Source organism: Mesorhizobium sp. BE184 (genome assembly GCF_031457045.1).
Lineage (GTDB): Bacteria > Pseudomonadota > Alphaproteobacteria > Rhizobiales > Rhizobiaceae > Mesorhizobium.
Map to the genome: position 1 here is coordinate 824,980 of NZ_JAVDVU010000001.1, position 22,215 is coordinate 847,194.

The 22,215-nt window shown below is 62.5% G+C and carries 18 protein-coding genes; 9 read left to right on the forward strand and 9 right to left on the reverse strand.

Annotated elements, in window-relative coordinates; genetic code table 11:
- Positions 1-12 precede the first annotated feature (12 nt).
- Positions 13-894: a LysR family transcriptional regulator gene (locus J2X35_RS04030; protein WP_310181638.1), complete on the reverse strand. Its 882-nt coding sequence runs from the start codon at positions 892-894 to the stop codon at positions 13-15.
- A gap of 163 nt (positions 895-1,057) precedes the next feature.
- On the opposite strand from J2X35_RS04030, the gene bla reads away from it, so the two are divergent.
- Positions 1,058-1,870 carry a subclass B3 metallo-beta-lactamase gene (gene bla / locus J2X35_RS04035; protein WP_310181640.1) on the forward strand — a complete coding sequence of 271 codons (813 nt, stop codon included), beginning with the start codon at positions 1,058-1,060 and terminating at the stop codon, positions 1,868-1,870.
- Positions 1,871-1,941: 71 nt separating this feature from the next.
- On the opposite strand, the gene glnA is transcribed toward bla, so the two are convergent.
- Entirely contained in the window at positions 1,942-3,351 is a 1,410-nt protein-coding gene (gene glnA, locus J2X35_RS04040; protein WP_056108978.1) for a type I glutamate--ammonia ligase, read from the reverse strand.
- A gap of 47 nt (positions 3,352-3,398) precedes the next feature.
- Positions 3,399-3,737, reverse strand: a complete 339-nt coding sequence (locus J2X35_RS04045) for a P-II family nitrogen regulator (protein WP_056108980.1) — start codon at positions 3,735-3,737, stop codon at positions 3,399-3,401.
- Positions 3,738-4,124: 387 nt separating this feature from the next.
- Between J2X35_RS04045 and J2X35_RS04050 the strand changes: the two genes are divergently transcribed.
- The 3 genes from J2X35_RS04050 (at position 4,125) to J2X35_RS04060 (ending at position 10,092) form a co-directional block, all read left to right on the forward strand.
- Entirely contained in the window at positions 4,125-5,666 is a 1,542-nt protein-coding gene (locus J2X35_RS04050) for an NAD(P)H-hydrate dehydratase (protein WP_405023175.1), read from the forward strand.
- Between the two features lie 155 nt (positions 5,667-5,821).
- Positions 5,822-8,605 carry a valine--tRNA ligase gene (locus J2X35_RS04055; RefSeq protein WP_310181642.1) on the forward strand — a complete coding sequence of 928 codons (2,784 nt, stop codon included), beginning with the start codon at positions 5,822-5,824 and terminating at the stop codon, positions 8,603-8,605.
- Between the two features lie 347 nt (positions 8,606-8,952).
- Positions 8,953-10,092: an outer membrane protein transport protein gene (locus J2X35_RS04060; RefSeq protein WP_310181644.1), complete on the forward strand. Its 1,140-nt coding sequence runs from the start codon at positions 8,953-8,955 to the stop codon at positions 10,090-10,092.
- Here the strand turns inward: J2X35_RS04060 and J2X35_RS04065 are convergent.
- Complete coding sequence (locus tag J2X35_RS04065) at positions 10,082-10,291, reverse strand: hypothetical protein (RefSeq protein WP_310181646.1); 210 nt, start codon at positions 10,289-10,291, stop codon at positions 10,082-10,084. The genes J2X35_RS04060 and J2X35_RS04065 overlap by 11 nt on opposite strands.
- A 270-nt stretch (positions 10,292-10,561) precedes the next feature.
- Between J2X35_RS04065 and J2X35_RS04070 the strand changes: the two genes are divergently transcribed.
- The gene (locus J2X35_RS04070) at positions 10,562-11,356 is read left to right on the forward strand and encodes a tetratricopeptide repeat protein (protein WP_056108989.1); all 795 of its coding nucleotides are present in this window, start codon (positions 10,562-10,564) and stop codon (positions 11,354-11,356) included.
- 61 nt (positions 11,357-11,417) lie between these two features.
- Here J2X35_RS04070 and J2X35_RS04075 read toward each other — a convergent pair whose 3' ends face one another.
- The 4 genes from J2X35_RS04075 to hemB form a co-directional block, all read right to left on the reverse strand.
- Complete coding sequence (locus tag J2X35_RS04075) at positions 11,418-11,807, reverse strand: DUF423 domain-containing protein (protein ID WP_310181650.1); 390 nt, start codon at positions 11,805-11,807, stop codon at positions 11,418-11,420.
- Positions 11,808-11,858: 51 nt separating this feature from the next.
- Complete coding sequence (locus tag J2X35_RS04080; RefSeq protein WP_310181652.1) at positions 11,859-13,118, reverse strand: multidrug efflux MFS transporter; 1,260 nt, start codon at positions 13,116-13,118, stop codon at positions 11,859-11,861.
- Positions 13,119-13,241: 123 nt separating this feature from the next.
- A complete protein-coding gene (locus tag J2X35_RS04085; protein WP_310181655.1) occupies positions 13,242-14,330 on the reverse strand; it encodes a helix-turn-helix transcriptional regulator in 1,089 nt (362 codons plus the stop codon).
- Between the two features lie 11 nt (positions 14,331-14,341).
- Entirely contained in the window at positions 14,342-15,373 is a 1,032-nt protein-coding gene (gene hemB / locus J2X35_RS04090) for a porphobilinogen synthase (protein WP_310181657.1), read from the reverse strand.
- Positions 15,374-15,563: 190 nt separating this feature from the next.
- On the opposite strand from hemB, the gene J2X35_RS04095 reads away from it, so the two are divergent.
- From J2X35_RS04095 to J2X35_RS04110, 4 genes are all read left to right on the forward strand, one after another.
- Positions 15,564-16,607 (forward strand): enoyl-CoA hydratase/isomerase family protein, encoded by a 1,044-nt coding sequence (locus tag J2X35_RS04095; protein ID WP_310181660.1) that lies wholly within the window; start codon positions 15,564-15,566, stop codon positions 16,605-16,607.
- A complete protein-coding gene (locus tag J2X35_RS04100; protein WP_310181661.1) occupies positions 16,604-17,029 on the forward strand; it encodes a DUF6163 family protein in 426 nt (141 codons plus the stop codon). Before J2X35_RS04095 ends, J2X35_RS04100 begins: the two co-directional genes overlap by 4 nt.
- 192 nt (positions 17,030-17,221) lie before the next feature.
- Positions 17,222-17,737 carry a transcriptional regulator LdtR gene (gene ldtR / locus J2X35_RS04105; RefSeq protein ID WP_056109005.1) on the forward strand — a complete coding sequence of 172 codons (516 nt, stop codon included), beginning with the start codon at positions 17,222-17,224 and terminating at the stop codon, positions 17,735-17,737.
- A 325-nt stretch (positions 17,738-18,062) separates the two neighbouring features.
- Positions 18,063-19,310: a L,D-transpeptidase family protein gene (locus J2X35_RS04110; RefSeq protein WP_310181663.1), complete on the forward strand. Its 1,248-nt coding sequence runs from the start codon at positions 18,063-18,065 to the stop codon at positions 19,308-19,310.
- A gap of 68 nt (positions 19,311-19,378) precedes the next feature.
- Here J2X35_RS04110 and J2X35_RS04115 read toward each other — a convergent pair whose 3' ends face one another.
- Positions 19,379-22,090 carry an autotransporter outer membrane beta-barrel domain-containing protein gene (locus J2X35_RS04115; RefSeq protein ID WP_310181665.1) on the reverse strand — a complete coding sequence of 904 codons (2,712 nt, stop codon included), beginning with the start codon at positions 22,088-22,090 and terminating at the stop codon, positions 19,379-19,381.
- Positions 22,091-22,215 lie beyond the last annotated feature (125 nt).

The window sequence follows — 22,215 nt, forward strand, 5'->3', positions numbered from 1 at the left end:
GCCGGATTGCACTCAGGCTGGTAGACCGGCCTGCCGCAGCAGCCAGCCTTTGAAAACATCCATGGCCCGCGACGGGCTCCTGCTTTGCAGCTTCGTCAGCCAGTAGCTGCCCGTCGAAATCGAGACGGCGAAGGGCTGGACGATTTCGCCCGTCGCAAGCTGCCGCTCGAACATCAATGGCGGGGCGAGCGCGACGCCGGCTCCCTGTGCGGCGGCCTCGATCATGGCGAGAGACGAATCGAACACCATGCCGCGAACCGGCGATAGCGGGTTTCCCAGCCCCGCCGCCGACAGCCAGCGCGGCCATTCGTCGTTCCGGTAGGATCTGAGCATGGTATGGCGCGTGATATCCTGTGGGCCGGAAAGCTCCGCGGCCATAGAGGGACTGCACAGAACGGAGAGCGGCGCCTCGAACAACTCGACCGCGTCCAGCCCGTGCCAGGCGCCGGACCCGAACCGGATCGAATAATCCAGGCCTTCCGCCGCCATATCGACCCGGTTGTTGTTGGTCGACAGCCTGAGATCGACGAAGGGAGCATGAGACTTGAAAGCAGCCAGGCGCGGCAGCAGCCAGCCGACCGCGAAGGTTCCGACCGCGCCGACATTCAGCACCTCACGGATATGCCCGTTCTCGAAGCGGTCGAGCGCCTCACCCATCCGGTCGAAGGAATCGCGGACCACCGGCAGCAGCGCCTGGCCTTCCTCCGTCACCATCAGCCCACGCGGCAGGCGCCGGAAAAGCGACAGACCGAGCATCTCTTCCAGATGCCGCACCTGATGGCTGACGGCGGCTTGCGTCACGCACAGCTCAATCGCGGCGCGGGTGAAGCTGAGATGCCGAGCCGAGGCTTCGAAGGCGCGCAGCGCGTTGAGCGGGAGGCGAGGTCGATCCATTGAAAGTCCAAATTTTTCTAATGCCGGTAGCGAGATATCATCGTTTGTCACCGCAGCTCATGGCGAATACGTGTCGATGCCGGGCGTTCAGGCGGGCTTTATCCAGAAAGAAGGTTTCGACATGAGAAAAATATGGGCATGCGCAATCGGGACGGTCTTTGCGTTGACCACTTCGGCGTTCGCTCTACTCGGGCAGCCCGCGGCCTGGAGCGAGCCGACCAAGCCGTTCAAGATTCTCGACAACATCTATTATGTCGGCACCAAGGGCTTGGCCGCCTACCTGATCGTCTCCGATGGCAAGGCGATCCTGCTCGATGGAACGTTGGCCGAGAACGTCGGGCCGATCGAGAACAACATCCGCGCGCTCGGTTTCAAACTCGAGGATGTGAAGATCATCCTGAACAGCCACGCCCATTTCGACCATGCCGCCGGCATAGCCGGGCTGAAGCGGGACACCGGCGCGCAGGTCATGGCCATGGAGCAGGACAGGTCCGCGCTCGAACATGGCAGGCAGGAAGGCGACACCAATTACGGCGGCGCCCGTTTTCCGGCGGTGAAGGTGGACCGGTCGTTGCGCGATGGCGACGTGGTCACGCTCGGCGACGTGAAGATGACGGCGCTTCTGACACCAGGACACACCAAGGGCTGCACCACCTGGACAACCACCGCCACAAACAATGGGATGGCGCGGCGCGTCGTGTTCCCCTGCAGCATAACCGTCGCCGGCAACATACTGGTCGGCAACAAGGGCTACCCCGGGCTCGTCGAGGACTTCCGCAAAAGCTTTGACCGGCTGGGCGCGATGGAAGCCGATGTCGTTTTGCCGGCGCATCCCGAGTTCGGCGATGTCTTTGAGCGCAAGGAACGACGCGATGCCGGCGACAAGGAGGCCTTCGTCGACACCGCCCTATTGTCCCGCATGGTTGAGCAGGCAAAGGCTTCCTTCGAGAAGGAGCTCAAGAAGGCGCGGAAGTGACTGCCGATGCTGCCAAATGAAAAAAACCCCGGCATTGCTGCCGGGGTTTTTGATTTCGGGAAACTGCCGATCTAGACCGAATAATACATGTCGTACTCGACAGGATGCGGCGTCATCTCGAAGCGCATCACCTCGGCCATCTTCAGTTCGATATAGGAGTCGATCTGGTCGTCGTCGAACACGCCGCCGGCCTTGAGGAAGCCGCGGTCCTTGTCGAGGCTCTGCAGCGCTTCGCGCAGCGAACCGCACACGGTCGGGATCTTCTTCAGTTCCTTCGGCGGCAGGTCGTACAGGTCCTTGTCCATCGGCTGGCCGGGATGGATCTTGTTCTTGATGCCGTCCAGGCCGGCCATCAGCAGCGCCGAGAAAGCGAGGTAGGGGTTCGCGCCCGGATCGGGGAAGCGGACCTCGACGCGCTTCGACTTCGGCGACGAGCCGAAGGGGATGCGGCAGGAGGCGGAACGGTTGCGCGCCGAATAGGCGAGCAGAACCGGCGCTTCATAGCCCGGCACCAGACGCTTGTAGGAATTGGTCAGCGGATTGGTGAAGGCGTTGACCGCCTTGGCGTGCTTGATGACGCCGCCGATGAAGAACAGGCAGTTCTCCGACAGGCCGGCATATTCGTTGCCTGCGAAGGTCGGCTTGCCGCCCTTCCAGATCGACATGTGGACATGCATGCCCGAGCCGTTGTCGCCGAAGATCGGCTTCGGCATGAAGGTCGCCGTCTTGCCATAGGCGTTGGCGACCTGGTGCACGACGTATTTGTAGATCAGCATCTTGTCGGCGTTGCGCACCAGCGCGTCGAACTTGATGCCGAGCTCATGCTGGGCCGCCGCCACCTCATGGTGATGCTTCTCGACGCGCACGCCCATCTCGGTCAGCACGGTGAGCATTTCAGAGCGCATGTCCTGGCAGGAATCGATCGGCGGCACCGGGAAATAGCCGCCCTTGACGCGCGGCCGGTGGCCGAGATTGCCGGTCTCGTAATCGGTGTCGTCGTTCGACGGCAGTTCCGTCGAATCGAGCTTGAAGCCTGTGTTGTACGGATCGGCCTTGTACTTGACGTCGTCGAACACGAAGAACTCGGCTTCCGGACCGACATAGATGGTGTCGCCAATGCCTTCCGCCTTCATGTAGGCTTCGGCCTTCTTGGCGGTTCCGCGCGGATCGCGGTTGTAGGCCTCGCCAGAGACCGGATCGAGGATGTCGCACAGGATGACCATGGTCGACTGCGCGAAGAACGGGTCCATGTGGACGGTGTCGGCATCCGGCATCAGCACCATGTCGGACTCGTTGATGGCCTTCCATCCGGCGATCGACGAGCCGTCGAACATGACGCCGTCGGCGAACATGTCCTCCTCGACTTCCGCGATATCCATCGTCACGTGCTGAAGCTTGCCCTTCGGGTCGGTGAAGCGCAGGTCGACGAATTTCACGTCGTTGTCCTTGATCTGCTTCATGATGTCTTTGGCTGTCGTCATGTCATGTTTCCCTGGAATATCGTTGAATTGAATTTCGGCCGTCGCCGTCAGATCGCGTCGATGCCGGTCTCGCCGGTGCGGATGCGAACGACTTCCTCGATGTTGGAGACGAAGATCTTGCCGTCGCCGATACGGCCGGTCTGCGCCGCCTTGCGGATCGCTTCGATGGCGGCGTCGACGGCCTCGTCTCCGAGAACGACCTCGATCTTCACCTTGGGCAGAAAGTCGACGACATATTCGGCGCCGCGATAGAGCTCCGTGTGGCCCTTCTGCCTGCCGAAACCCTTGGCCTCGGTAACGGTGATGCCTTGCAGTCCCGCCTCCTGAAGCGCTTCCTTTACTTCGTCGAGCTTGAACGGCTTGATGATCGCTTCGATCTTTTTCATAAGATTGGTGGCCTCCACTGCCAGGTAACGGGTTGCGGCTCCGCTTGGGCAACATGAAGCACGAACTGTGCCAGTTGGATAGAGTTGAGCGAGGTGGCGCGATTTCACCGGCGAAGCCGCCCGGACTGCAAATTCCAACCGTTTGTCGCGGTCTTTTAGGCAAGCTACTGTCCGGCACTCATGCTGAGGAAAACCCGGTCTGCATGTGATTTGGGCATGAAGCCTAATTTGGAGGCAGAGTGGCAAGCAGTGTCCTGGTCTCGAACGATGGTCTCCTACATCGCGTAGCCGGCACCCATACTGGCGGGATTGGCAGCCTGACGTTGAACGATGAATCGCGGCGGCGAGCCGCTTTGCTTCGGTGTGAAAAGCGGCCATGTTCACGCCATGCGCACTCTCATCGGCACAGAACTTATAACACCGGCGGAAATGGCCGAGGTCGATCGGCAGGCCATCGCAGAAGGGCCGCTCGATGGCATGGATTTGATGCGGAATGCCGGCCGCGCCGTCGCGTCGCTGGTTCTTGCCCGCTACCCGATGGCGTCCCGCGTTCATGTCCTGTGCGGACCCGGCAACAATGGCGGCGACGGCTATGTCGTCGCCCGGATGCTGGCTGAAAGCGGCGTCAGCATCTCGCTGTGGGTGTCGGCTGCTCCGAAGCCGGGAAGCGATGCAGAAATCGCCGCGTCCGAATGTCCCTTGACGCCCCGTCCTCTCGCGGATTTCGACGCCGCGCCAAGCGACATCGTGATCGATGCAATCTACGGTGCCGGTCTGTCCAAGCCGCTTGAGGGCGATGCGGCCCGCGCAGTGGAGACGGCGACGAAGCTGGGTCTGACGGTCGTCGCAATCGACCTGCCCTCCGGCGTCTCCGGCGAAAGCGGCAAGCTGCTCGGCAGCGCCTTTCGCGCCGAGGTGACCGTCACCTTCGCCCGCAGGAAGCCCGGCCATCTGCTGCAGCCGGGCAGGGACCATTGCGGTGAGCTTGTGCTTGCCGAGATCGGCATTGCCGATCCGATCATCCGTTCGCTGGCGATGCGGACCTTCGAGAACACGCCGCATCTGTGGCGCGATACGTTTCCGACACCGGCGGTCGACGCCCATAAATACAAGCGCGGCCATGTCGGCGTTTTCTCCGGCGGTCCGGGATCCACCGGCGCCGCCCGCCTGTCCGCGCTGGCCGCTGCCCGCAGCGGGGCAGGGGCGGTGACGGTGCTGTCTCCGGCCAGTGCCATGCAGGTGAACGCCATGCACCTGACCTCGATCATGCTGCGCAAGGTCGATGACGGCCGGGATCTGGCCGGATTTATCGCCGAACGCGCGCCGTCAGCCTTCGTGCTGGGGCCGGGCTTCGGCGTTGGTGAAAAGGCGCGCACGTTTGTGGAGGCGGTTCTGGCGAACCGGACGAAGGAGGAAGGCAAGGGCGAACCGGTCAAGGGGCTGGTGCTGGACGCCGACGGCATCACCGCTTTTCGCGAGCAGCCGAATGCCTTGTTCGAGGCAGCGCACGCTGACAAAGCGCCCGCCCTAGTGCTGACTCCCCATGAAGGCGAGTTCGCGCGTCTGTTCCCGGATATCGCCGCCGATACCAGCCTGTCCAAGCTGGCGAAGGCCCGCGCCGCCGCGGAACGTTCCTGCGCCGTCATTGTCTATAAGGGGCCGGACACGGTGATCGCCGCTCCCGACGCCATGGCCGCCATCAACGGCAATGGCGCACCCTGGCTTGCCACGGCGGGGTCGGGAGACGTCCTGGCGGGTGTGATCGCCGGGCTGCTGGCGCAAGGGATGCCGCCCTTCGACGCCGCCTGCGCCGCCGTCTGGCTTCATGCCGAAGCCGGCATTCGCTTCGGACCGGGCCTCATTGCGGAGGATTTGCCGCTGGCGCTGGTTCCAGTGCTCAAAGAGTTGATCGCAACGCCGTTTTCCTGAGCGCCAACAGGCATAGTGCAGCATTGTCCAGGGCAAATATGCCGCCTATCTGTTCATGCAGCGGCCATTCGGCGGGATAGCCGTGGTTGACTTGCCTAAAACCTTTCGGTTTACACCGTCACTGACAACTCCCCGAAAAGCGGACGCTTTTTCCCATGCTTGAGAAGACCTACGACGCCAAGGCGGTCGAGCCGAAGATCGCCAAAATCTGGGAAGAGGCGGATGCCTTCCGCGCGGGCGCCGGGGCTGAAGAGGGCGCCGAGCCCTTCACGATCGTCATCCCGCCGCCCAACGTCACCGGCTCGCTCCACATGGGCCATGCGCTGAACAACACGCTGCAGGACATTCTGGTGCGTTTCGAACGAATGCGCGGCAAGAATGTGCTGTGGCAGCCGGGCATGGACCATGCCGGCATCGCCACCCAGATGGTGGTCGAGCGGCAGCTGATGGAAAAGCAGATCCATCGCCGCGACCTGACGCGAGCCGAATTCGTCGATAAGATATGGGAGTGGAAGGCCGAATCCGGCGGCATCATCTTCAACCAGCTCAAGCGCCTCGGCGCATCGTGCGACTGGTCGCGCGAGCGGTTCACCATGGACGAGGGCCTGTCGAAGGCCGTGCTCGAGGTTTTTGTCACGCTCTACAAGCAGGGGCTGATCTACAAGGACAAGCGCCTCGTCAACTGGGACCCGAAGCTGCTCACTGCCATCTCCGACCTCGAGGTCGAGCAGGTCGAGCTGAACGGCAACCTCTGGCACTTACGCTATCCCGTCGAAGGCAAGACATTCGACCCCGAAAACCCGGAAACATTCATCACCGTGGCCACCACGCGCCCCGAAACCATGCTTGGAGACACCGGCGTCGCCGTTCATCCGGAAGATGAGCGCTACCGCAAGCTCCTCGGCAAGAACGTCGTCCTGCCGATCGTCGGACGCAAAATTCCGATTGTCGCGGACGAGTATTCCGATCCCGAGAAGGGCACCGGCGCGGTCAAGATCACCCCGGCGCACGATTTCAACGACTTCGAAGTCGGCAAGCGCCACAAGCTGCCGGCGATCAATATCCTGACCGTCGACGCAGCCGTAAACATCAACGAAAACGAAGACTTCCTCGCAGGTGTTGATTCAAACCCGGAGCGGCAGGCTATCTGGAACAGCCTGCACGGCCTCGACCGTTTCGAGGCGCGCAAGCGGATCGTCGAACTCATGGAGGAAGGCGGGTACCTCGCCAAGGTCGATCCGCACCATCATGCCGTGCCGCACAGCCAGCGTGGCGGCACGCCCGTCGAACCGTTCCTGACCGACCAGTGGTATGTCAACGCCGCCGAACTGGCGAAGCCCGCCATTGCGTCCGTGCGCGAGGGCCGCACCAAGATCATCCCGAGCAGCTGGGAAAAGACCTATTTCCAGTGGATGGAGAACATCCAGCCCTGGTGCGTCTCGCGCCAGCTCTGGTGGGGCCACCAGATCCCGGCCTGGTACGGGCCGGACGGCGCAATCTTCGTCGAGAAGGACGAGGAAGCGGCGCTGGAGGCGGCCATCCAGCATTACATCGCCCATGAAGGCCCGTGGAAGGCCTGGGTCGAGGACAGGCTGGAGAACTTCGAGCCCGGCGCCATCCTGACCCGCGACGAGGATGTGCTCGATACCTGGTTCTCTTCGGCGCTGTGGCCGTTCTCGACGCTTGGCTGGCCGGACAACACGCCGGAGCTGAAAACCTACTACCAGACCGACGTGCTGGTGACCGGCTTCGATCTCATCTTCTTCTGGGTCGCCCGCATGATGATGATGGGCCTGCATTTCATGGACGAGGAGCCGTTCCACACGGTCTACATGCATGCGCTGGTGCGCGACAAGAACGGGCAGAAGATGTCGAAGTCGAAAGGCAACGTCGTCGATCCGCTCGAATTGATCGACGAATACGGCGCCGACGCGCTGCGCTTCACGCTCGCCATCATGGCCGCGCAGGGCCGCGACGTGAAACTCGACCCGGCCCGCATCGCCGGCTACCGCAACTTCGGCACCAAGCTGTGGAACGCCACGCGCTTCGCCGAGATGAACGACGTGGCGCGCGACGACGGTTTCTGGCTGAACGACGCCAAGCTGACGGTGAACCGCTGGATCCTGACCGAACTGACACGTGTTTCGCGCGAAGTGACTGACAGCATCGTTGCCTATCGCTTCAACGATGCGGCAAGCGCCGCCTACCGCTTCGTATGGAACCAGTTCTGCGACTGGTATCTGGAACTGCTGAAGCCGGTGTTCATGGGAACCGACGAGGCAGCCAAGGCTGAAAGCCGCGCCTGCGTCGCCTTCGTGCTAGACGAGATCTACAAGCTGCTGCATCCGATGATGCCGTTCATGACCGAGGAATTGTGGGCCGCCACCGCGGGCGAGGGCAAGCAGCGCGAGTCGCTTCTGTGCCATGCCGCCTGGCCCTCGCCGGAATTCGAGGATGTGGCGGCCGCCGACGAGACGAACTGGCTGATCGATCTGGTTTCCGGCATTCGTTCGGTGCGCTCGGAGATGAACGTGCCGCCGGCGGCGATCGCGCCGCTGGTCGTCATCGACGCCAACGACACGACGCGCGAGCGCCTTGCCCGGCATGACGGCGCGATCAAGCGGCTGGCGCGCGTCGGCGATATTTCCCATGCCAAGGCGACCCCCAAGGGCGCCGCGCAGATCGTCCTCAACGAGGCAACTGTCTGCCTGCCGCTCGGCGCGCTGATCGACCTTGCCGCCGAGGCTGCCCGCCTGCAGAAGGAACTGGCCAAGGTTACCGAGGAAATCGCCCGCCTGCACAAGAAGCTGTCGAACGAAAAATTCGTCGCCAATGCGCCGGAGGACGTCGTCGCCGCGGAACGTGAGAAGCTGGCTGAATATGTCGAATCGCAGTCGAGTCTTGCCACGGCCCTCAAGCGAGTCCGCGACGCCGGTTAAGGCGTCGGGAACAGCCAAAACCGAAGAGTACCTGCTTGCGAGACAGGCATTCCGCAACGTCACATTGACGTAAACGGAATGTTTTCGCCCCAATGTTGCCGTAATGTAACAATTGGGCCGCTGCCACTCGAAAATGCAGTGTTTTGGCGGCTTGAGCGAGGCTTTTCAGCTCGTTTCACTATGGTTGCCGTCCAAATCTCTGTGTTTTCGAGGTCTGCCCGAGGGTGACTGGCCGCCGGTTTGCCATATCTCCTGTTGCCGTACTTGTACGCCCGGAAATTCGTTATTGCGTGCTTAACTTGAATTGGTTCTAGCATAGGCAACTTGATTTCCTGGGGAGAGGATTAATGAGCAATTTGCGTATGAAAGCACTGCTGGGGGCAGGGTGTTTTTCGCTGGCGCTGGCAAGCGTCGCCCATGCTGGCGGTTTTTCGCGCGGCAATGCCGACACGGACATCCTGTTCGAGGATGGCAACTTCAACATGCGCGCCGGTGTGACCTACGTGTCGCCGAAACGCGAGTTCACCAAGAATCCGAACCCGGCGCTCGTTGGAACGTCCTACACCGATGACTACGTCATCCCGTCGGCGGCGATAAAGCTCAACCTTACAGATAACATCCGCTGCGCCGCGACCATGGTCGACAACAATGGCGGCTCGGCCACCTACGCTTACCCGAAGCTGAGCGGAAAGCTTGAAGAAGAATTCACCACCAACGAAAAGGCGCTGACTTGCGGCGTGAAGTTCAATGTCGGGCAGGGCCAGCTTTGGCTGCTCGGTGGCGGCTACATGGAGAATTTTGACTACGATCGTCTCAACGCGCTTCCGATACCGGGCGCCTTCGCCCGCCTGACGCTCGACGGCGAGGAGTTCGGCTACCGCGCGGGTATTGCCTACGCCATTCCGGAAATCGCCTTGCGCGCCCAGTTGATGTATCGCTCCGGCACATCCTATGGCGCCAGCGGCTCACTGACGGTTCCTGGTGCCCTCATCGGGTCACCAGCGGCAAGCGTCGCGTTGCCTGCTATCGGCACGGGCAATCTTCCGCAGACCGTCGAATTGAAACTCCAGAGCGGCATCGCGCCGGGCTGGCTGGCTTTCGGTTCGGTCAAATGGTCCGATTGGAGTGTGCAGAAGGAACTGCTGGTTACGACCAGCATCCCCGGCATCGGCAGCCAGGACGTCTACAACTGGAAAGACGGCTGGACCGTCACCGGAGGCGTCGGTCATGCGTTCAACGACAAGGTTTCAGGCCTTGTCAGCTTGACGTGGGACCAAGGTGTCCTGACCGGCTATGATTTGTCCAGCGACACCTACACGCTGGCGGTCGGTGGTTCGTTCAAGGACGCCATGGGCGGCGAATTGCGGGCAGGTGTCGGCGTCAGCTATCTAACCTCGGCTGACATTACGAAAGGGTCCGATGCAGGAACGTCGGTTGACTCCGGCTACGCCATCGCTGGCAGCGTGGGTTACGCCGTCAAGTGGTAAGCAACTGAAATAACTTTAAAAAAGCCGGGCGCATTGCCCGGCTTTTTTGTTTCTTCTTGCCGTTCAGGGCGAGTCGTCCGTCAGTCCACAAAACGCTGCCATCAGCGCAATATCCGGGTAACCAAGCGCTCACAAAATCGTGACATTTCTGCAACGGTTCCCTTAGTTCGCCGCTTTGCGCCGACTCCGGCGAAGACATCGCCCACTTCCCGCCATAAACCCGGAGCACTTCGAGAGGGTGCCCGGGATACGTGCCATGAAGGCATAGCGAAGGGCAGGCCGCATGATCGCGGCGAGGACGAGTATGCACGGCAGGGTCTTTTCCAAGGCTGGATTTCCGAGCGTCGGTGTTGCCAAGGGGCACAGCCAGACCGCTGAGGAAACGATTCCAGCCACCGCCGCACCCAGTTCCTCCGTATTTCGGGGCCGAAGCCGGTGGGTCGTTCCAGCGCGCAGCCGCGTCAGGGCCATGGCGATATCTGCGCTTGTCGCGGTCGCTACCCTGGGGGCAGCCGGCCAGGCTATGGCCTTCGACGAAAAGATTTTTGACGACAAGACCGGAGTCAAACCGGAATCCAGCCCTTGGGCCGTGTTCCAATTCGGCTTCTCCGCCTACAAGAACGGCCATAAGGACCAGGCGGTCGAAGCCTACAAGTACGCGGCAGAGAACGGTCAGATCGGTGCGACCTGGAAGCTTGCCCGCATGTATGCGGAAGGCGATGGCGTCGCCCGCAACGACTACGAGGCCTATAAATTCTACAGCGAGATCGCCGATCAGGATGTGGAGCCCGGCTCGCCGGAAGAAAGCTACGTGTCCGACGCGCTCGTCGCGCTCGGCAATTACTCGAAAGTCGGTATTCCCGGCAGCCCGGTCGAAGCGAATGAAGTGCAGGCGCAGGAATATTACATGCGCGCCGCCGCCAACTACCGCAATCCGAACGCCCAGTATGAAATGGGCAAGATATTCCTCCACGGCGAGGGTGGCGTTAAGGCCAGCGTGAAGCAGGCCGGGCGCTGGTTGCAGCTTGCCGCCGAAAAGGGCCATGCGGGTGCGCAAGCAACACTCGGCAATCTCTTGTTCCAGAGCGGCCGTGTCGTGCGCGGTCTGGCGATGATGACGGCGGCGCTCGAACGCGCCGCGCCCGTGGATCAGCCGTGGATACGCTCCATGCAGGAAGAGGCTTTCGCGTTGGCGCCGGAAGCAGACCGCCGCACGGCGATTTCCCTGGCCGACGACATCCTGACCAAGGGCAGCGACCAGTAGACCGCGCGGCAAACGCGTGCGGGCGTTCGGCTCGTTTCGGCAGTTTGGCTTTCAGAACAATCTAGCGGGATTTCGACTTCGCGAAAGCTGATGCCGCAAGCACCAGCCATCCGGCGATGAGCAGCGTGCCGCCGGTGGGGGCCGCCATCGCCATGAGGCGCGTTCCGCCGAAGTCGCGCATCAGAAGATCGCCGCAGAACAGCACCAGCCCGACCGCCAGCACGAGGCAGGCGATCTTTGCGATCCGGTTAGCGCCAGTCAGACCGACGGCGACCAACACCGGCGCGTGCGCCAGCAGAAACGAGGCGACCGTGCCGGTGAAGGCGCCGCCAAGATGCGTGGCCGCGGCCGAAAGCCCGACGCCAGCGGCGCCACAGAGGCCGCCGGCGAAGACGAGGGCGCAGCTCGATTTCCTCGGCGGGCTTTCCCGATATTCAGCTTGCATGTCCATCGTTCGGGCCTTTCCGCATATCGCATCAATGTTTGACCATCCATGCCGAGATCACGTCCGGGCTGCCTCGGCAAGCCTGCGCTGGTGCCGCGCATGGATCAGCCAGTTATAGGCGGCGCCGGCCGCCATCAGCAGGCATGTGCCCAGAAACACCGAGCGCATGCCGAAATGTCCGCCGACAAAACCGCCCAGAACAGGTCCCAGCACCTGGCCGACATATTGCGCAGAGATCGACAGGCCGAGCACATTGCCGCCGACGCCGTCCGGCACGTTGTGGCGGATGACGCTGGTGACGGAAGGCAGCAGGCCGCCGAGCGCCAGCCCCATCAGGAAGCGCAGGCCGATGAGTTGCCAGCTGGCGGTGACGAAAGCCTGTGGGATCAACAGCAGCGACGACACGACCAGCGCGCCGATGATGACGTTCCAGTGGCCGACGCGGTCCGCCAGTTTGCCAAGCCGTGACGCCGACAGGATGCTGCCCAGCGCGGCGACCGACATGACAATGCCGGACACCAGCGTGACCCGGCTCTGGTCTTCCACCAGCTGCGCCACATAGACGGTGATGATCGGCTCGATCGACATTGTCGCGAACATCAGCAGCGTGCCCGTGACCAGCATGGCCACGACCGGACGCTTGTCGGGGATCTGCGACCAGCCGCCCTTGCGCTTTTGCCCGGCCTGCTTGTCGGCTTTGGCAGCAGGGAGCGTGTCTTCCTTGATGAGAAAGGTGGTGGCGAGGAAGGACAGGAAGATGACACCTCCGGCCAGCAGGAAGGTGGTGCGGATGCCGATCAGCGGCGGCAGCGCGCCGCCGATCAGCGGTCCGACGAGGTTTCCGGCCATGATGCCGGCCGACAGCGTGCCGAGCGCCCAGCCGGAGCGGTCCTTGGGCGTCTGCATGGCGACAAGAATCATCGATCCGGAGGAATAGCCCCCTGCAAAGCCGATCAGCAGGCGCAGCAGCACCAGTTGCCAGACCGTCTCCACCATGCCGGTGAGCGACATGCAGACGGCCATGCCGAGCGAGGCGCGCACCAGCATCAGCTTGCGGCCGTAGCGGTCGCCGAGCCTGCCCCACAGGGGCGCGACCAGCGCTGCGGCGAAGAAGGTGGCGCCATAGGCGATGCCGGACCATTGCACGATCTCGGCATGGCTCTTTGCCCCGAGCTCCTCGACATAGAGCGGCAGGAACGGCAGCAGCAGCGTCATCGCCACGAGCGTCGTGAACGAGCCGAGCAGGCAGACGACGAGATTACGGCGCCAGTGGACGTTATAGCCGCTTTCGGCGCTTGTGTCGGGTTGGGCAGGCATGTCTTTTCAGGCGATTACGTCGGTGACTTTGTCAGCGACGTAGAGATGCGCTTCGCCGATGAAGGTCAAGGCGCATTCGCCCTATGGGAATGTTTCCGGCCGGACTGGCCCATCTGGCAGAATTCAGGACGCTGCGCGACCCGGCACGTCGATCGTCTTCAGCAGCGCCACCAGCTGGCTTTGGCTATGCGTCGAGGTTTTCATGAAAATGCGCTCGAGATAGGTCCTGCCGGTCTTCAGGGTGATTTTCGCCGCCGTCGTGGCTTCCTTCAGCGACTGGCCGCCCGCCAGCGCCGCTGCCAGCCGGGCCTCCGTGGGCGACAGGTCGAACAGCCCGGTCAGCATCGTTGGCGCCGGCACCAGCTTGCTGGCATTCACCATGGTGGCGACCAGCAGCATGTCGGCGCCGGAAAAAATGTCGTAGGCGGATCGCCGCAGGGGCAGCACATGCAGCACGGTCGGCGGGCGGTGCGGCGTCTGCTGAATGGCGATCGAGCGAACCTCTGGCTCGGCTCCGGCATTTTCCGCGTCCAGCGCGCGCCGGAAAAGACTATCCGCCGCCGCATCGGTGAGTGCCACGCCGTCGAAGGCAGTCGGCGTGAAAACCCCGGCCAGCATATCGAACAAGGGATTGGTGGCCGTCACCCTCCCGGATTTGGAGAGCACCGCGGCAGGCAGGCCAAGTATCTCCAGGGCCGATACCGTCGATCTCGCGCGTTCGAGCCCCAGCCGCGCAGCAATCAGGCCGGAGCGCGATAGATGCGGGCACAGCACATTGACGCGGTCGAGTTTGGCACGGTCGTGCGCACCGTCCTGGAGCAGGCGATCGAGCGAATAGACGACAACCTCCCCCGTCGGCATCGGGACCAGCGTGCCGGCCTGCCAGCCCAGCCCGAACCGCTCCAGATAGGCTCGCATGGGATCGGTGCTGATTTCCTCCGGCGACATCATGTCGACCTCGCGCAGGAACTTCCCTTGCGCCTCGGCAAACCGGGCCGGCCGGCGATTGTCCCGCCAGGTTCCGTCATCGACGAAATTCTTCACAAGCTCGTAGGTGCCTTTGGAGGCGGCGAACCGCGGCGGCTGGTTTTCGCTGATGCACAGGATGGTCGAACCGTGCGAACCGGTTTCCACGGAAAGCTGTTCGAGGACGTTGGGCCAAAGATCAGGAACGAAGGCCGCTTCATAAATCGAATCGGTCAGTTCCTTCATTCGACACTCCGCTAGCCGTTTAGCATCTCCGCCACCGTCGGCGCGAAGTAGGTCAATATGCCATCGCAGCCGGCGCGCTTGAAGGCAAGAAGCGATTCCAGCATCGCCTTCTCGCCGTCGATCCAGCCATTGGCGCTTGCCGCCTTGATCATCGAATACTCGCCCGACACCTGATAGGCGAAGGTCGGCACGGCGAATTCGTCCTTCAGCCGGCGGATGATGTCGAGATAGGGCAGGCCCGGCTTGACCATGAGCATGTCCGCCCCTTCGGCGAGATCCTGCTCTGCCTCGCGCACGGCTTCGTCGGAATTGGCGTGGTCGATGTAATAGGTCTTCTTGTCGCCCTGGAGCAGGCCCGCCGTGCCGACAGCCTCGCGGTAGGGGCCGTAGAAGGCGGAATGGAATTTCGTCGCGTAGGACATGATCGCCACGTCCTGGAAGCCATTGGCGTCGAGCGCGTCGCGGATCGCGCCGATGCGGCCGTCCATCATGTCGGAAGGGGCGATGATGTCGGCGCCGCTGGCCGCCTGGATGACGGCGGCGGCGGTGACCTGCTCGACCGTCTCGTCATTGACGATCAGCCCGTCGCGCAGGATGCCGTCATGGCCGTGGCTGGTGAACGGGTCGAGCGCCGCGTCGGTGATGATGCCGATTTCCGGAACCGCGTCCTTGATGGCGCGGGTCGCGCGGTTGATGACATTGTCCGGGTCGAGAATGTGCGAGCCGGTCTGGTCCCTCAGCGCCATGTCGACATTCGGGAACGTCGCCAGCGCCGGGATGCCGAGGCTCGCCGCATGCTTCGCCTCCTTGACCGCGAGATCGATGGACAGGCGGAAGACGCCCGGCATGGCTTCGATCGGCTCGCGTACATTCTTGCCGTCAACGACGAAGATCGGCCAGATCAGATCGTCTACCGTAAGGCGGTTTTCCTGCACCAGCCGTCTCGACCAGTCGGCCTTGCGCATGCGCCGCAGGCGGCGCGAGCCGGTGATCTCATCGACGCTGCGCGAGCCGGCGGCCTTGGTATGGGAAAATTTGTTCATCGCTCAACTCCAGATGCGCGGGTTTTATCATGATGCCGCCCGCAAGACCAATGCGCCACGATGATGCAACCGGTTGTCGCGAACGCGCACACCCTGTGTGCATGGGCCTGTCAAAAGGCCGCGACAATTGACGCCGCTGTCCCTGCCGCTTAGCACTTCAATCACCCTTGGGTTGGAGGAATCGCGGACGATGGATTTTGACGGCGGCGACGAAATCCGCTTTGAGCGAACCGGCAAGGCCGGCATCGTCACGCTGACACGTCCCCAGGCTCTGAATGCGCTGACGCATCGCATGGTCAAGGCGCTGGCCCGCGCCCTGACGGCGTGGGAGCAGGATCCCTCCGTCGCCGTCCTGCTGGTCAAGGCCGAAGGCAGGGCATTCTGCGCCGGCGGCGACATCATGCAGGTCTACCACGCCGGCCGCGCCGGCAGCCCACCGGTCGACTTCTTCGCGGACGAGTACCGGCTGAACGCGCAGATCGCCCGGTTCAGGAAACCCTATGTTTCGCTCATCGACGGCATTGTCATGGGTGGCGGGGTGGGCGTTTCCTGCCACGGATCGCACCGCGTGATGACGGAAAACGCGCAATTCGCCATGCCTGAGGTCGGCATCGGCTTCTTCCCCGATGTCGGCGGCAGCCATATCCTGCCTCGGCTGAGCGGCGGCTTTGGCATGTATCTCGCGCTGACCGGCAACCGTATTGCTTATGGCGATGCACTGGGGTCGGGCCTCGCTACTCATGCGATCAAGGCATCGGACCAGTCCGCGTTCATCGAACGGCTGGCGCAATCGGGCGAACCGGAAAACGCCCTGGCTCCTCTTTCCGTTTCCGTGGAACGTGAAACCGCCGCTTCCGTACTGGAAGGCATCACCAGGCATTTCTCGCAGCCCTCGCTGGAGGACATCCTTACCAGCCTCGAGAACGCGGGTGCGAACGATGCATTCGCGGCCAAAACCCTGGCCGTGATGCTGGACCGTTCTCCGACCAGCGTTCGCGTCGCCTGGCGGCAGATCACGGCCGGGCAGGGCCTTTCCATGGACGATTGCATGCGCATGGAATTCCGCATCCTGAACCGGATGCTCCACGGTCATGATTTCTATGAAGGCATCAGGGCGGCGCTTGTCGACAAGGACCGGCAGCCGAAATGGCGTCCGGCCACGCTCGATGCCGTCAGCGCCGCCGATATCGATGCCTATTTCGCATCGCTCGGAGACAGGGAATTGCAACTGTGAGCGAGACGACGTCGAGGCGCATTCTTTTCGAACCCTCGACGGTCGAGATCATCTTCGCCTGGTTCCAGCGCATCGTCGCTGCTTACTGCCTGCTGTTCGGCCTGCTGTATTGGGTGCGCCTCATCGGCTTTTATCCGGGAACGCTCTGGCGCTTCGACCTGATGCCGGTGCACTGGCAGGTCACCTCTGTCGTGCTGGCGGTGCTTTTCCCCTTTGCCGCGGCCGGCCTGTGGATGCTCGCCTCGTGGGGGCCGGTCATATGGTTCATTTGCGCTGCGACCGAGGTCGTCATGTATGCCGGGCTGCCGCGGCTTTTCGGCGAACGCCCGTCGATCGTGCTTTCCCATGCGCTGGTGGCGTTGCTCTACATAGTCTTCCGGATTGTGCTTCACCTTCAGGGCCGCCGCGCGCGCGAACTCTGAATCCGGCTGCTAAACATTTACCTTAATTCTTTGCCCTCGCGTGACGCTTCGTTAAGCGTCTTTCGAAACCCGTTACCGGTAAGCTCTTGTTAGCCTTGGCGTTTAAGTCGAATTTTATGAGTATTCGATAGTGTCGCGATCAAGGTGAGAAAAACAAAAAATCACCAAGGCGACAAACAAGAGGCAAAGACAATGATCAACTCCCGCCCTGTGGCAAAGACCGCCAACGTATCCGACGACCGCCGTGAAGCAATCCGTTCGCTGTACATGGAATCGCTGCAGCTGGTCGAAAGATTGCACCGCCGTCTGCTTGACGTGATCAAGGACGAATTCGACCGCAACGCCCGTTCCGACATCAACGCGATCCAGGCGCTGCTGCTCTTCAATATCGGCAATTCGGAGCTGACCGCCGGCGAGCTGCGCTCGCGGGGCTACTATCTCGGTTCCAACGTGTCCTACAATCTCAAGAAGCTGGTCGACCTTGGCTTCATCAACCACCAGCGTTCGCGCATCGACCGCCGCTCGGTCCGTGTCAGCCTGACGCCGAAGGGCCAGGAAGTTGCCGAGGTGGTGGCCGGGCTCTACGAGCGCCATGTCGGCTCCATCGAGCAGGTCGGCGGCATCAATACTGACGAGTTCAAGCAGATGAACCGCGCCCTGCAGCGCCTCGACCGCTTCTGGAACGACACCATCGCCTATCGCATGTAGTCGATGCGGGCATCATCGCGGCACCGCGCCGAAGCAGCGCGGGCGGCGCAATCTCTCAGTCACGGGCCAGTGCGGGAAAAGCACGGGCCCGTCTTTCTTTTGGCGTGACAGGGGCCGCGCCGATGGCGACGCCACGTTGCCGCCATATTCCAATGAAACCGAGGGTGCTGTAGGCTTTGTCGCATGTGCAACTCGGCCGGAACCCGTTTCATGATTGCGCGTTTCACGCCGACGTGATGCGCGGTATGGTTGGCTAATTGTTAAGACTGGCCGCCCTAGAGTGAGGACAACAATGTCCGTTTTTCGAGGAATGTCTGGAACGTCCATGAAGACCAGCCGCCGTTTTTTCCTTTCCGGTGCCAGCGCACTCGCCGCAACCATGGTTGCAGGCGGCGCCAGGGCGCAGGATGTTATTGGTGATATCCTGAAATCCTCGGGCAATTGGGACGATACGTTCGACGCCCGCGTCAGCGACAATGGCCGGGTGGCTTCGACCCTTCCGATCTTCAGCCCGCAGACGACCTCCTTCACCGAACAGGCGATCGGCCTTTATCAGGGCATCGTTTCGCAGGGTGGCTGGAGCCCGGTCCCTGCTACCAAGAAGCTGAAACTCGGCGTCGTCGATCCAGACGTCGTGCCGCTGCGCAAGCGCCTGATGGTCTCGGGCGACCTGCCGCAGAACGCCGGCCTTTCCGATGCTTTCGACTCCTATGTGGATTCGGCGGTCAAGCGCTTCCAGTTGCGCCATGGCCTGCCTTCGGATGGCGTGCTTGGCCAGTACAGCTATGCCGCCATGAACGTTTCGGCGCAGGTTCGCCTGGGCCAGCTTGAAACCAATCTCGTCCGTCTCCGCTCGATGGGCGGTTTCCTCGGCGACCGCTATGTGCTGGTCAACATTGCGGCGCAGCAGGTCGAGGCGGTGGAAAATGGCCGCGTCGTGCTGCGTCATGCCGCCATCGTCGGCAAGATCGACCGTCAGACGCCGATCGTGAACTCCAAGATCAACGAGATCATCGTCAATCCGTACTGGAATGCGCCGGTCTCGATCGTGCGCAAGGACATCATTCCGCTGATGCGGAAGAATCCGAATTATCTCAAGGACAGCCATATCCGCCTGCTCGCGCCCGATGGCAGCGAGGTCGATCCGGTGACCATCGACTGGTCGACGGAGGAAGCGGCCAAGTATCGCTTCCGTCAGGATCCTGGCGCCAACAACGCCATGGCTTCGGTGAAGATCAACTTCCCGAGCCCGGATGGCGTCTACATGCACGACACCCCGCAGCAGAGCCTGTTCGGCAAGCTGATGCGCTTCGATTCATCGGGCTGCGTGCGCGTGCAGAACGTGCGCGACCTCGTCACCTGGATCCTGCGCGACACGCCCGGCTGGGATCGTCAGCATTTCGAAGCGGCGATCAAGACCGGCGAGAGCACGCCGGTTCAGGTCACCAACCCGGTGCCGGTCTATTTCACCTACATCTCCGCCTGGTCGACCGGTGCGGGTGTGGTGCAGTTCCGCGACGACATCTACGGTCGCGACGGCGTTGACGAGCTGCAGATCACCTCTGCGCTGTAAGCCTTAGATATCTCTAATGAAAAGGCCGCCTCCGGGCGGCCTTTTCATTTCTGGTCGGGAAGATATGCCTACCATCTGACGTTCAAGCCGAGATTGCCTTCGAACACCTCGCGATTTGGCCCGCTGACCTCGGTCGTGTAGTCGGCGGTGGCGAACAGGCTTACGCTTTCGTTCATCTTGGCGACGATGCCGCCGCCGAACTCCAGCGACGTCCCGCCGCGTTCGGTAACGATCGGATCGGCATCGAACCGCACCGTGTCCGAGCCGTCGAATTCGTGCCAGAGATTGACCTTCAAATAAGGCTGGAGCTCGGTTCCGCCGAGATCGTAGGTGCCTTGCAGCCGGGCGCCTAGACGACCGGTGACGCCATTGTCGATATCGAAGCTCACTGCGGAGAAGCGATCATGCGTGTCGTCCAGCGACATATGGCGCCAGACGAGCTGGGCCTGCGGCTCCAGCATCCACCCATTGGCGATCACGATCGGATACCCGCCTTCGAGCGACGCCGTCACACCGGCGCCATCGATGTCGATGCCTTCGCCGGCGTCCGATTTGGCGTTGCCGCCGAACCAGCTGCCCATCAACACCGCGTCGACATACCAGCCAGATGGGCCGACATGGGTGTAATAACCGCCAAAACTGGTCGCCGACATGTCCAGGCTGCCGACTTGCAGATTGTTCCAGCCGATGGCCTGGCCGCGGATATCGCCGGAGGCGTTGGCATACCCAAGGAACAATCCGGCCCGGTTGCGTCCGCCACCGGCATTGTCCCAGCCGAAGATGTCCGTCCCGGCCTGGAAGCCGTAGATGCTGCCGTCGAATGAAGGCGCGACCGTTCCATCCCACGATGCCTTGACCGATTGGCCGAACACGCGTGCCCAGCCGGCCGACAGGGGATCTGTGCCTGGCAGCAGGCTCTGTTCGCCGCGCCGCTCGTGGAACGTGCCGAGCGTCGCCATCGCCAGCTCTTGCGAAATGGCAGGCAGCACAGAATAGACCGGCACTTCGACCCGGTAGAGCGGGACGACGGCGCCTTCCACCGCGGTCGCACCGTCGGTCGGCGGCGTCGCGCCAGGTCCGGGAACCGGAGCGGGGTCCACGGGGAAGGTTGGCGGTGGGGGTGGCGGCTCGGGTGCCTCGGCCTCGGGCGGCGCCGGAGGCGTCGTTGGCGCGGGGTCTGTTTCATTCACTGGGGGCGTCGGATCGACAGGGGGCGTCGTTGCGTCGCCCTCGGTTGGCGGTGGCGGTGGTGGCTCGGTCGCCGGTGGTGGTGGCGGCAACGGCGCCTCGGGCTGTTCCGGCGTCACTTCCGGCACCGGATCGACCGGCGAGGAGGCCGGCGCCGGCGTTGGCGGGGCCGGCACGTTCACGATGGTCGAACGCAGATAGTAGTTCTGTTCGGTGCCGCCGCTGACGCCGCCGCGGAACAGATAATATTCGTATGCGCCTGCGGCTACCCGGTCGCCAAGTCCGAAAGCGCCGTCCTGGGTCGTCGCGCCGTTGATCGCCTCGACCACCAGAATGCCGTCCAGCACGGTTGCGCCGCCCGCGCCGCCGGCATTACGGACGACGATCGAGGTCGTTCCAGTGGCTGCGCCCTCGGAGATGACGAGCTTGTCGCTGGCGGACGTATCGTCTCCAAGCACCGTATCGAGCAGCAGCACGCCGCCATTGCCGGTGTAGTTGCCGTTGATCGTCAGGATATCGGAGGTGCTGGGGCCGCCATTGGTTAGGTCGATGCGACCGGCGTTCACGACAGACGCCAATTGTCCCGCGATGAATGGCGAAATCGTCGCATTCATGCCGCCGGCGAACACGGTGCTGGTTGAATCGACCGTCAGTTCGCCGGTGCCTGTGCCTGTGTCGCCCAGCACCAGCGGCCCGTCGAGGGTCAACTCGGTGTCGTTGGTCGCCGCGACGGTTTCCCAGTTCTGCAGGCGGGCAATGTCGTCCAGCGTCACGTTGGAAAGCGTCAGCCGATCGTTGTCCAGCCCGCCATTGATCGCGTCGGTCTCGCCGAGATTGGCATTGGTCAGGTTGGTGAGATTGGCGATATCGTTGCCGGCGCCCATATCGATCGTGCCGTAGACGATGCCGCCGCCGGACCAGTCCACCGTATCGGTGCCGAAACTCATCAGCACATTGCCGCCGACCGAGCCGCCGGTCATGGTGAAGGTGTCGGTGCCGCCGCTGACGCTGACATTGCCGCCGATCGTGCCGTTGGAGATGATGATCGTGTCGTTGCCGAAGCCGGCGACGAGGTTCTTGTCGATGGTGCCGCCAGACATGTCGAATGTGTTGTCGTCGAGCTTCATGTTGACCCGGCCAATCCGGCCGCCGGTCATCACGGCGTAGTCGCCGTCATCGAAGAAATCGACGATCCGCCCGCCTTCCATGCGGAAGGTATCGAGATTGTCGCCCTGGTTGAGCGACTGGACCACGCCGCCGGTCATGACGAAATCGTCGGTGCCGCTGCCCTGCTGGACGTTGCCGGTGATGGTGCCGCCGCCGATGACGATGGCATCTGCGCCAGCGCCGAACACGACGGTTCCGTCGATGGTGCCTGTCCCTCCTGTGGGCATTTGCAAGGCGTTGTCGCCGCCCGGATCGTTCAGACCGAGGGCGGTGCCACTGTCACAAATGTAAGTGTCGTTGCCGGCCGTGGGCGCGAACGTGCATGCGGCAAGGGCCGGTGCGGTGTGGAGAAGCGCCGAGAACGAGAGGGCCCCGAGAGAAGTCGAACAGAGCAGGGTGCGATGTAGCGAGATTCGAAGCGGCATGATCCCTCCGGTTGTGCGGCAGTTCTCCATCCCATTCGATTCATCCCCGACACGAAAAAGACATGATTTGGACGAGGCCGCAATCCAAATCGGCCCAACAAAGTGAACGTGGTGCAAACGAACAG